Consider the following 10,442-nt stretch of genomic DNA (forward strand, 5'->3'; position numbering starts at 1 on the left):
CCCGCCTACGCTTCCGTGCGTGAAGACCGTCCCCGGCAGGACCGACCGCGTCGTCGTCGTCGGAGCCGGGCTCGCCGGGCTGTCGGCGGCACTGCGACTGGCCGGCGCCGACCGCGAGGTCACCGTGCTCGAGCGCGCGGCGGTGCCCGGCGGCCGCAACGGGCTGCTCGAGGTCCCGTCGCCGGGCGGCGACGGGACCTACCGGTTCGACACCGGCCCCACCGTCCTGACCATGCCGGACCTGATCGCCGATGCCCTCGACTGCGTCGGGGAGCGGCTCGCGGACTGGCTCGAGCTCACGCCGGTCGACCCCCTCTACCGCGCGTACTACCCCGACGGGTCGACGCTCGACGTCAGGGCCGACGCCGGCGCGATGGCAGCGGAGGTCGAGCGGGTCTGCGGTCCGGCCGAGGCGAAGGGCTATCTGGCGTACGTCGACTTCGTCTCGACGCTCTATCGGTACGAGATGAAGGACTTCATCGACCGCAACATCGACTCGCCGCTGGACCTGCTGACGGCGAACCTGGCCCGGCTCGCCGCGATCGGCGGCTTCGGCCGGCTCGCGCCGAAGGTCGGGCAGTACCTGAAGGATCCTCGCACCCAGCGGGTGCTGTCCTTCCAGTCGATGTACGCCGGGCTGTCGCCGTACGACGCCCTCGCCCTCTACGCCGTCATCGCCTACATGGACTCCGTCGCCGGCGTCTTCTTCCCGAAGGGGGGCATGCACGCGGTGCCGCGGGCGCTGGCCGGGGCGGCAGAAAAGCACGGCGTCGTGTTCCGCTACGACACGACGGTCTCGCGGGTCCTGGTGGAGCACGGCCGCGCGGTCGGCGTCGAGACGGCTGACGGCGAGCGCCTCCCGGCCGACGTCGTGGTGCTGAACCCGGACCTGCCGGTGGCCTACCGCGAGCTGCTGCCGCCCGCGGCCACGCCCGCCCGGGTGAAGACGCTGTCGTACTCCCCCTCGTGTTTCCTGCTGCTCGCCGGGTCGACGCAGCCGTACTCCCGGATCGCCCACCACAACATCCACTTCGGTCGCTCCTGGAAGCGCGTCTTCCGGGAGCTGATCGACGAGAAGTCGCTGATGAGCGACCCGTCGATCCTGGTCACCAACCCGACGCACAGCGACCCGACGCTCGCGCCGGACGGCCGGCACATGTACTACGTGCTCCTGCCCACACCGAACACCAGCGCCGGCATCGACTGGCAGGTCGTCGGCCCGCGCTACCGCGAGGAGGCGGTCGCGCGGCTCGAGGCGCTCGGCTACGTCGGCTTCGGCGACGCGATCGAGGTCGAGCACGTGACGACACCCGCCGATTGGCAGCGCCGCGGGATGGAGCAGGGCGCGCCGTTCGCCGCGGCGCACTCGTTCTTCCAGACCGGGCCGTTCCGCCCGGCGAACCTGGCACCCCGGGTGGCGGGCGTGGTCTTCGCCGGCTCCGGGACGCAGCCGGGCGTCGGGGTGCCGATGGTACTGATCTCCGGCCGGCTGGCCGCCGAACGGATCCTGGGCAAGGACCGGACCTACCGCTCCCGCGCGCTGTGAGTGCGCGCGAGCTGGACGCGGCCGGCATCCGGGATCCGCAGCTGCGGGCGTCCTACGAGGCCTGCCGCCGGCTGAACGCCGGCCACGGCAAGACCTACTACCTGGCCACGCTGCTGCTGCCCGCCTGGAAGCGGCCGTACGTCCACGCGCTGTACGGCTTCGCGCGCTACGCCGACGAGATCGTGGACGACCTCGGCAGCACGCTCAGCGACGCCGAGAAGGCCGACTGGCTGATCGGCTGGGGCGAGCAGTTCGCGCGCGATGTCGCCAGCGGCGGCAGCGAGCATCCGGTCTGCCGGGCCGTGGTCGACACCGTGCGCCGGTGGGAGCTGCCGATGGAGTACTTCGAGGCGTTCCTGGCCAGCATGCGGATGGACCTGACGGTCACGTCGTACGCCCGCTACGAGGACCTGATGACCTACGTCCACGGCTCGGCAGCCGTGATCGGGCTGCAGATGGTGCCGATCCTCGAGCCGCTCGTGCCGCGCGAGGTCGCCGACCCCTACGCCCGCGACCTCGGGATCGCCTTCCAGCTGAGCAACTTCCTGCGCGACGTCGGCGAGGACCTGCGCCGCGGCCGGATCTATCTGCCGGCGGAGGATCTGGAGGTGTTCGGGGTGACCCGCGAGCACCTGGAGCACGGCGTGGTGGACGGGCCGGTACGCCGGCTGCTCGCCTTCGAGGTGGCCCGCACCCGGGAGATCTACCGCTCCGCCGCACACGGCACCCGGCTGCTGCACCCCACCAGCCGGCCCTGCATCCAGACCGCCCTGCGCCTGTACGGCGGGATCCTGGACGAGGTGGAGGCGGCCGATTACGCCGTGCTCGGCCAGCGGGTCGGCGTGGGAGCCGCTCAGCGCGCCAGGGTGGCCGCCCCGGGCCTGACGCGGGCATGGGCGGCCCGCCGCCGCACCACCGGTTGAGGGGATTGGACTCTCCCACTGCGGGGACCATCCGGACGTGACCGAAGACAGCGCCAGCAGCCGTCAGGGACGCGACCCGTCCGAGACCGCCACCAGCCGCGAGGCCAGCGGCGATGTCAGGCCGGGGGCGATCCCGCCCGACGACGGCCAGACCTCCGGCGCCTCGGGCGACGCGCACAAGGCGCCGAACATGGGGCCGGTGAACGGCAACCGCACCCCGATGATCGTCGCGCTCGTGTTCCTGGCGTTCTTCGTGATCGCGATCGCCGTCATCACCGGGGCGAGCTTCTTCCCGAGCGACTGATCCGCCGGCCCCACCAGACCCACCACGCCAGCGTCTGCACGATCAGCGCGAAGCCGAAGAGCAGGTCCTCCAGCGGTGCGAAGACGATCCGCCCGTCACCCAGCAGGGTGGGCGTCTGGCCCGGGTACGACGAGCTGCCGACGATGACGTCGCCGTTGTAGGCCACGATGCCCCGGCCGGTCAGGATCCCGTTGGTGACCAGCTGGAAGAACACCACGATGGCGTACGCCGTCCAGAACGCCTTGCGGGCCAGCAGCCGGGTGCGCAGCACCAGCAGGTCGAGCAGCACCGTGGCGCCCACGGCCAGCAGCGCGGCCTGGGTGTAGGTCACGGCTCGTCGCCGACCGTCCACCCCTTGACGGCACGCACCGCCTCGAGGGTGAGCACGGCGCAGATCGGGATGACCACGAAGAACAGCAGCTCCTCGATCGGCAGTCCGCCCACCTGGAGACCGGTGACCTGGCGCGGGTCGAAGACCCAGTGGCCGGCGCGGACGGCGAGCAGGTCCCAGCCGACGAAGACGACGGCGACGGGGAGCAGCGTCAGCAGCAGCCGACGCCACCGCGCGTAGACCCGGGTGCCGAGCAGCACCTCGAGCGGCGCCGTACCGACCAGGCAGCCGGCCAGCACGAGCAGGTAGGCCAGCGACCTCATTCCGCGACCAGCCGCGCCTTGAGATCGGCAGCCGCGGCCTGCGGATCGGCCGCCTCGGTCAGCGCCCGGACGACGACGACCCTTCGGGCGCCCGCCGCGAGCACCTGGTCGAGGTTGCCGGCGTCGATACCGCCGATCGCGAACCACGGCCGGGCACTGCCCAGCCCGACGGCGTAGCGCGTGAGCGGCAACCCCGGCGCCGGCCGCCCCGGCTTGGTCGGGGTGGGCCACGTCGGCCCGACGCAGAAGTAGTCGACGCCGGGCTCGAGCGCCGCGGCGGCCACCTGCGCCTCGTCGTGGCAGGACCGGCCGACCAGCACGTCGGGGCCGAGGATGCGGCGGGCCGCGGCCACCGGCAGGTCGTCCTGACCCAGGTGCAGCACGTCGGGGCGCGCGACCAGGGCGAGGTCGGCCCGGTCGTTCACCGACCAGAGCGCGCCGTGCCGCCCGGCCGCCTGCGCCACGACCTCGCACAGCCGGAGCTCCTCGCGCGCCTCCAGCCCCTTCTCGCGCAGCTGCACGATGTCGACACCGCCGGCCAGCACCGCGTCCAGGAACTCCGCAAGGTCCGGCCGCGACGGCGTGCACAGGTAGAGCCGGGCCTCGGCCAGCCGGGCGTGCCGGGCCAGGCCGGCTGCATGGTCAGCCACCCGCCACAGCCCGCACGAGCTCCAGCCGGTCCCCGTCGCGCAGCTCGACCGCCGCCAACTCCGAGCGCAGCAACGCCGCGCCGTTGTGCTCCACGACGACCGAGCCGACCCGCAGCCCGAGCGACTCGATCAACGCCGGCAGGGCGGTCCCGTCGGGCACCTGTGAGGCACGTCCGTTGACCATCAGCTGCACTCGACCCACCCTACGGCAGCAGGGCAGGCATGATCGGTCCATGACGCCGCCCGACAAGCAGCCGCCCGCCCATGTCCGGCTCGGCAACAAGGCGCTGACCGTGGTCGAGGACGTCGTCTACGTCGCCATCGCGGTGCTGCTGTCGGTGGGTGCGGGGGTGCTGATCGTGCAGGCGTCGATCGCGCTGGTGAAGGGCGCCGGGGCGGGCACGTCGGACGCGCTGCTGGACACGCTGGATGCCATCCTGCTGGTCTTCATCTTCGTCGAGCTGCTCTACGCGGTGCGGATCACCCTGAAGGAGCGGCAGATCGTCGCCGAGCCGTTCCTCATCGCCGGCATCCTGGTCTGCATCAAGGAGATCATCGTGCTGGCGGTGAAGGCGCCCAGCGACTACCTCGACGACGGGCCGCAGTTCGCCCGGGCCCTGACGGAGGTGGGCCTGCTGGGCGGGCTGATCCTGGTCCTGACGGCAGCCGCCGTCCTGCTGCGGCGCAAGGAGAAGGAGCCCGAGGAGGGCTCCAACACCGACTCCGCCGCCGAGCTGTGAGCCCTACCAGCCAAGCGCCTGGGCCCGACGCTTGATCTCGGTGGCGCGGTTCTCGTGCAGCGCCTGCAGCGGTGTCCCGGGCAGCGTGTCGTCCGGCGTCGTCAGCCAGCGCAGCGCCTCCTCGTCGGAGTAGCCCGCGTCGTGCAGCAGCGTCAGCACCGGCACCAGGTGCTTGACGATCCGGTCGCCGTCGAGCTGGTCGGCGGGCACCTGCACGCCCTGGTCGGTCCGCACCGTCAGCAGCTGGCCGGCCTTGACCAGGTCGCGCACCCCCGTCGGCCCGACCCCCAGCCGTCCCGCCACCTCCGTCAGCGTCAGCATCTCCACAGCCGTCAGGATAGGGAGTCCGACCAGGCCCGGTGCCGGGCGTCCTCGGTGCCGGGCGTTCTCGGTGCCCGCAGTGCCTGCTCCGGGCACAGGCGAGGCACCGAGATGGATCGAGCAGCCCAGCGAGCAGCCCGGCACCGCACCGCCAGGGCCGCTGATGCCGGCTCTCGGACGCGGCGGCACGTCGGGCGACCGGGCAACCGCTAATCGCACCTCTCGTGCGGCGGCTCGTCGGCAGTTGATCTTCTGGATGCTGGATTCGCAGCAGACGCGCCGGCGTGTCCGCTGCCGATCCAGCAACCAAAAGATCACCAGGCGTGAAGATCTTGGCGGGGCGCACGGTACTAGCGGCTCTGTGACGACGCCGCAGCCACCTCACGCGCTGGGTGCAGTAGGAGCATCACCTATGAGGCCCGGCCACGACAGTTCTCGGTGCCAGCAGCGCCCGCTTGTGCGGGCCGCTGGCACCGAGATGGTCCGGCCCGGCCGGCGCCGCTCGCCGGATCCGCATCCGACACGCCGAGGGGTCCGCTGCCGCTAGTACACGAGCAACGACCGCACGTTGCTGCTGCCGGGCGCGTTCTGCAGGTCCTGCCCGGTGCGTACGACGAAGCCGAAGCGCCCGGTCCCGGTGAAGCGCCGGTCGATGCGCCACTGTCCGTTCGCCGCGTCGGCCCGGGTCTGCGCCGTCAGCACCTGCCGCCCGTCGGTGGTCACGCGGTAGAGGCTGACGATCAGGCCACCGCGCCGAGCGGGCAGCGAGTCACCGGTGAAGGTGTAATCCCGCGTGCCGTTGCGCTGCACGAACAGACTGAGCGCGGTACGCACGTTGAGCACGACGCTCTGGCCGGCCACGTCGATGTCACAGCCCGGCTGGACCCCGTAGAGCCGAGTGTTGGCCGGTGGCCGGACCGTGAAGCGGGCGAGGCCGTCCGCGTCGGCGGTCCCGGTGCGGACCCGCTGGAAGGTCGAGGACGGTCGGGTGTAGGCCCAGAGCTCGACGGCGCTGCCGGCGGCGGTGCGGACGGTGACCTCCGCCGAGCCGGTGGCGACGATCGTGCTCGTCTGCAGCGTGGTGGTCGTCGTCGCACACGGCAGCGGGCTCGGTGCCGGATCGCCGTGCGGAGTGCTGGTCGGGGTCGGCGTGGCGGACGCCGACGGGGCCGGACCGGCCTCCGGGGCGTACTGGAAGACCTGCAGCGCGCCGTCGCGCTCGCTGGCCAGGACGTAGTCCTGCCCCGTCGTCGGGCTGGTCCAGTACTCGACACCCCAGAGGTTGCTGCCGTCCGGGCCGATGTAGGCGCCGATCTCCCGGATGCCGTCACGGTCGTACTCGATGACCCGCAGCCCGCCGGAGTAGTAGGCCAGGTAGGCCCGGCCCGGCACCTTCGGGTCGACCGCCACCTCGTGCACCGACAGGTCACCGAAGCCGGTGGCGAAGGCCGGGTCGAGCGCCTCGTCGATGGCGTACTGACCGAGATCGGCCATCGTGTCCGTGTCGTAGAGGTGCACGTAGCCCCACCCGTCGAACACCCCGCGGATCGCGACGTCGGCCGTGTCGCCCCCGAGGGGGGGCGCCTCCTGGGCGCACGGGTCCGCGGCGGGGGTCTGGTTCAGGATCTGCAGGCCGGTCGAGCGGGTCACGAAGACGAACGGCACCGTCGGGCCGCTCACCGCCGGGGTGAGCAGCGCGTCACAGCCGGCCGTGCTGTTGAAGACGATGACGCCGGTGTAGCCGGCCGCGACGGCCCGGTCGTACTTGTCCTGGAAGCTGCAGGCGCCGCGCTCGATCACCGCGATGTCGCCGGCCTTCGTCGGGTACGGGTCGCTCTGGTCACCCTCGGTGGCCGGGTCGGTGTCGGTACAGCCGCGTCCGACGAAGTCGGTCGTGCCGCTGAGCGTGCGGGAGTCCGTGACGGCCGGTGTGTCGCTGCCGTTGGTGGCGGTGGCCTCGGTCCCGGCCCCCGGCCCGGAGGTGATCGTCGCGATCACCCGGAACGGGTTGAAGTCCTCGTCGGTGCCCAGGAACAGCGAGCCGTCGGGGCTGAACTCCGCCTGATGGGCATTGCCCTCGGGCTCCAGGTCCTGCGCCAGGCCGAGTCGGGCGGCGAAGGGCTCGGTCGCCGCGTAGTCGGTGTCGCGCAGCAGCTGCGGGGCGGTCGGGTCCTCGACGTCGAGGAGAAGGAAGCCGTTGTCCCAGTACGAGGCCAGCATCGTCTGGCGGCCGTCGATCTCCGTGACCACCGCGTCGTGGAGGAACCGGCTGTTGCCGTTCGGCGGATCGGCCTGCACCACCCGCGCGTCGTCGACGAAGCTGGTCTCCGAGAGCATCACCGGCGCCGTCGGGTCGGTGATCTCCATGATGTCGACGTCCCTGTCCTCCTCGTTGTCGACGAGGACAGCGAAGGCGCGGCCGGCGTCCACCCAGCCGTACACGCTGTGGATCGTGTGCACGGGTGTCACCGCGGCATCGTCGGTGCCGTCGCCGGTGGTGTCCCCGGCGTGCGCGGCCAGGACGACCGGGCTCCGGGGATTCGTGACGTCGACCAGGGTCATGCCGCCCTTGCCGGTCTGGTCGTCGCACACCTCGTTGTTGAACAGCAGGACGTCGCGCGCGCCGATCCGCAGGACCTGCAGGCCCTCACCGACGTAGGAACCCGCCGTCGTCGCGATGAAGGCCTCCGGGACCTCCACGGGCGCGGCCGGATCGGTGAGATCGACGACGAAGACCCCGCCGTCCGTGCAGTCCGGCTCACGGAAGGCGGCGAGATAGCCGTAGTTGCCCGAGACCGCCACGTCCGCGACGCGGCTCTCCAGCGGCGTCGAGCCCTCGGGCGGCGCGGTGGTGGGGCTGCGGTCGGCCACCCGCGCGGTACCGACGAGGCGGACGTTGTGCGCCGTGGCGGGCAGGTGCCCGGCGGTGCCGCCGTGCTGCTCGTCGGGGCCGGCGGAGGCGGAGGAGGCCAGCGCGGGCAGCAGACCCACGGCCAGGGCGAGGGCCAGGCCCACGGCCGCCTTCGGCGTTGTCGACGCGATCATCTGCACCACGATTCTGGACAGCCGCCGCCGGCCGGGGAAGGCGGCGCCGGGAGGTCGTGTCCACAGGCTGCTGCCCGGGAGGGCCGAAACATACGTTCGCCGCAGAGGCACCCGCAAGACGGCCGCGGGCGCGACGCGTCACGAACGGGTCACGGGGCTCAGGCGTGCAGCGGGAAGGCGTCCTTCCAGACCGGCTCGTAGCCGGCCGCCTCGAGCATCGCGGCCACCTCGGCAGGCGACCGCTCGTCCGAGACGGAGAACTGTTCCTGCGCCTGGCCGGGCGTGCGGTAGCCGCCCGGCTCGGTCGAGGACCCGGCGCTCATCGAGGTGACGGCGATGCGGACCAGCCCGTCGCGAAGGGCCGCCGGCTCGCGGGTGGAGAGCACGAGGCCCGCCTCGGGTGCGGCCAGCCGCAGCGCGCACAGCGCCTGGACGTACTCCGCGTCCGAGACGGCCACCAGCGGCTGGAAACCGCTGGCACTGGGCTTGATCCGGGGTAGCGAGACGGTGACCTCGGTGCGCCAGTACTCCCGCTGCAGCCAGACGGCGTGCCGCGCGACCGCCAGCACGTCGCTGCGCCAGTCGGCGGACAGCCCGAGCAGCGCGCCGATGCCGAGCCGGCGCACCCCCGCCTCGGCGGCCCGCTCCGTGCTCGACAGGCGCCGGTCGTAGTCACGCTTCCAGCCCGCGAGGTGGGTCTGCGCGTAGCGCTCGCGGTCATAGGTCTCCTGGTAGTGCACGACCCCCTCGAGCCCGGCCGCGACCAGCCGGGCGTAGGTGTCGTCGCTCCAGGTCTGCGTCTCGACGCTGATCGACGGCACGAGCGGGCGCAGCGCCTCGACGCAGGCCACCAGGTAGTCGGCGGAGACCTCCACCCGGTGCTCGCCCGAGACGAGCAGCAGGTGCCGGAAGCCGCGGCCGACCAGGGTGCGGGCCTCGGCCACCACCTCGTCCACGCTCAGCGTCCTGCGCGCGACGTCCAGCCCCTTGCTGAAGCCGCAGTAGGTGCACGAGGACAGACAGGCGTTGGACACGTACAGCGGCGCGAACAGCCGGACGGCGCGCCCGAAGCGCTGCAGGGTCACCTCACGGGCCCGCTGCGCGAGCTCCTCCAGCCGCGGCAGCGCCGACGCCGACAGCAGGGTCGGCAGCACCTCCGGCGAGGGCCGGGCCAGCGCTGCGTCCAGATCGTCGTACGCCGGGGCAGGCGCCGCGGCCAGGAACCGCGCGAAGCGGCCGGGGGGCGCGCTCACTCCTGGTCCGGCCCGGCCAGGAAGCCGGTCAGCGGCGAGGACGCCTCGGCCTGCTCACGCACGGCGCCGCGGCCGGCGAGGTGACCCAGCCGCCCGGCGCGGGTCGCCAGCGCGAAGGCCTGGGCCATGGTGACCGGGTCGGCGGCCACCGCGATCGCGGTGTTGACCAGCACCGCGTCGGCGCCGACCTCCATCGCCTCGGCCGCGTCGCTGGGCACGCCGAGCCCGGCGTCCACCACCACCGGCACATGGGCCTGCGCGACGATCACCTCGATCGCGTCGCGGGTGCGCAGCCCGCGGTTGCTCCCGATCCAGGCACCGAGCGGCATCACCGTGGCGCAGCCGGCCTCCTCGAGGTGGCGGCACAGCACCGGGTCGGCGCTGCAGTACGGCAGCACGGTGAAGCCCTCGGCGACCAGTCGCTCGGCCGCCCGCAGCGTCCCGATCGGGTCGGGCGCGAGGGTGCGCGGGTCAGGCGTCACCTCGAGCTTGACCAGGTCGGTGCCGGTGCCGGCCCGACCCAGCCGCGCGAGCCGGACCGCCTCGTCGGCGTCGACGGCACCAGAGGTGTTCGGCAACAGGTGCAGGTCGGCCGGCACGAAATCCAGGACGTCGCCACCCTGTCCCCCGTTGCCGGCGACGCGGTCGAGATCGACCCGGCGCAGCGCGACGGTGACCACCTCGGCCCCGGAGGCGACCAGCGCCTCCCGCATCACCACATGCGAGCGGAACTTGCCGGTGCCGACGAGCAGCCGGCTGGTCAGGACGCGGTCGCCCACGCTCCACAGGTCAGGCAGGACGGTCACGTGCGACTCCCCACGCGGGCACGACCCCGATCGGGTGCTACGGGTCGCCGGCGGCCCGCCCGCGGGCAGGTCTGCCGGCCTCTCAGCCCGTCTCCACGGGCTCCCCGGTCTGGACCACCCCATCCTACGGCCGCGACGGCCGGCGTGTCGCGGCGGCGGCCGGCAGTCACAGCAGTACTCTCCAATCACTACTGCCCCAC

12 protein-coding genes and 1 riboswitch are annotated in these 10,442 nt (G+C 72.8%); of the genes, 4 read left to right on the forward strand and 8 right to left on the reverse strand.

Annotation, left to right across the window (positions count from 1 at the left end; genetic code table 11):
- Positions 1-19 precede the first annotated feature (19 nt).
- The 3 genes from crtI to WD794_16605 are packed head-to-tail and all read left to right on the forward strand — an operon-like array spanning position 20 to position 2,773.
- Positions 20-1,546, forward strand: a complete 1,527-nt coding sequence (gene crtI, locus WD794_16595) for a phytoene desaturase family protein (protein MEX2291932.1) — start codon at positions 20-22, stop codon at positions 1,544-1,546.
- Positions 1,543-2,469 (forward strand): phytoene/squalene synthase family protein, encoded by a 927-nt coding sequence (locus WD794_16600; GenBank protein MEX2291933.1) that lies wholly within the window; start codon positions 1,543-1,545, stop codon positions 2,467-2,469. Before crtI ends, WD794_16600 begins: the two co-directional genes overlap by 4 nt.
- A gap of 37 nt (positions 2,470-2,506) precedes the next feature.
- On the forward strand, positions 2,507-2,773 hold the full coding sequence (locus tag WD794_16605; protein MEX2291934.1) for a DUF6480 family protein: 267 nt from the start codon (positions 2,507-2,509) through the stop codon (positions 2,771-2,773).
- On the opposite strand, the gene WD794_16610 is transcribed toward WD794_16605, so the two are convergent.
- From WD794_16610 to thiS, 4 genes are read right to left on the reverse strand one after another with little or no spacing between them, the layout of a single operon-like run.
- Positions 2,742-3,104, reverse strand: coding sequence for a lycopene cyclase domain-containing protein (locus WD794_16610; GenBank protein MEX2291935.1), 363 nt, complete (start codon positions 3,102-3,104; stop codon positions 2,742-2,744). The genes WD794_16605 and WD794_16610 overlap by 32 nt on opposite strands.
- On the reverse strand, positions 3,101-3,427 hold the full coding sequence (locus tag WD794_16615) for a lycopene cyclase domain-containing protein (protein MEX2291936.1): 327 nt from the start codon (positions 3,425-3,427) through the stop codon (positions 3,101-3,103). Before WD794_16615 ends, WD794_16610 begins: the two co-directional genes overlap by 4 nt.
- Positions 3,424-4,056 carry a thiamine phosphate synthase gene (thiE, locus tag WD794_16620; GenBank protein MEX2291937.1) on the reverse strand — a complete coding sequence of 211 codons (633 nt, stop codon included), beginning with the start codon at positions 4,054-4,056 and terminating at the stop codon, positions 3,424-3,426. Before thiE ends, WD794_16615 begins: the two co-directional genes overlap by 4 nt.
- A gap of 13 nt (positions 4,057-4,069) precedes the next feature.
- The gene (gene thiS / locus WD794_16625; protein MEX2291938.1) at positions 4,070-4,261 is read right to left on the reverse strand and encodes a sulfur carrier protein ThiS; all 192 of its coding nucleotides are present in this window, start codon (positions 4,259-4,261) and stop codon (positions 4,070-4,072) included.
- 49 nt (positions 4,262-4,310) lie between these two features.
- On the opposite strand from thiS, the gene WD794_16630 reads away from it, so the two are divergent.
- Positions 4,311-4,817 (forward strand): phosphate-starvation-inducible PsiE family protein, encoded by a 507-nt coding sequence (locus WD794_16630; protein ID MEX2291939.1) that lies wholly within the window; start codon positions 4,311-4,313, stop codon positions 4,815-4,817.
- A gap of 3 nt (positions 4,818-4,820) precedes the next feature.
- On the opposite strand, the gene WD794_16635 is transcribed toward WD794_16630, so the two are convergent.
- The 4 genes from WD794_16635 to WD794_16650 form a co-directional block, all read right to left on the reverse strand.
- Entirely contained in the window at positions 4,821-5,138 is a 318-nt protein-coding gene (locus WD794_16635; protein ID MEX2291940.1) for an Rv2175c family DNA-binding protein, read from the reverse strand.
- 543 nt (positions 5,139-5,681) lie between these two features.
- Entirely contained in the window at positions 5,682-8,183 is a 2,502-nt protein-coding gene (locus WD794_16640) for a PA domain-containing protein (GenBank protein MEX2291941.1), read from the reverse strand.
- Positions 8,184-8,341: 158 nt separating this feature from the next.
- Entirely contained in the window at positions 8,342-9,436 is a 1,095-nt protein-coding gene (gene thiH, locus WD794_16645; GenBank protein ID MEX2291942.1) for a 2-iminoacetate synthase ThiH, read from the reverse strand.
- Complete coding sequence (locus WD794_16650; protein ID MEX2291943.1) at positions 9,433-10,242, reverse strand: thiazole synthase; 810 nt, start codon at positions 10,240-10,242, stop codon at positions 9,433-9,435. Before WD794_16650 ends, thiH begins: the two co-directional genes overlap by 4 nt.
- Positions 10,233-10,359, reverse strand: a riboswitch (TPP riboswitch). Its footprint overlaps the gene before it by 10 nt.
- Positions 10,360-10,442 lie beyond the last annotated feature (83 nt).

It is taken from the genome of Mycobacteriales bacterium (assembly GCA_040902655.1).
Classification (GTDB): Bacteria; Actinomycetota; Actinomycetes; order Mycobacteriales; family SCTD01; genus SCTD01.

Bases quoted from the DNA above. Each gene is read 5' to 3' on its own strand.
- WD794_16615 (MEX2291936.1), bottom strand. From the start codon at position 3,427: ATGAGGTCGCTGGCCTACCTGCTCGTGCTGGCCGGCTGCCTGGTCGGT.
- thiS (MEX2291938.1), bottom strand. From the start codon at position 4,261: ATGGTCAACGGACGTGCCTCACAGGTGCCCGACGGGACCGCCCTGCCG.
- WD794_16630 (MEX2291939.1), top strand. From the start codon at position 4,311: ATGACGCCGCCCGACAAGCAGCCGCCCGCCCATGTCCGGCTCGGCAAC.
- WD794_16635 (MEX2291940.1), bottom strand. From the start codon at position 5,138: ATGCTGACGCTGACGGAGGTGGCGGGACGGCTGGGGGTCGGGCCGACG.
- WD794_16640 (MEX2291941.1), bottom strand. From the start codon at position 8,183: ATGATCGCGTCGACAACGCCGAAGGCGGCCGTGGGCCTGGCCCTCGCC.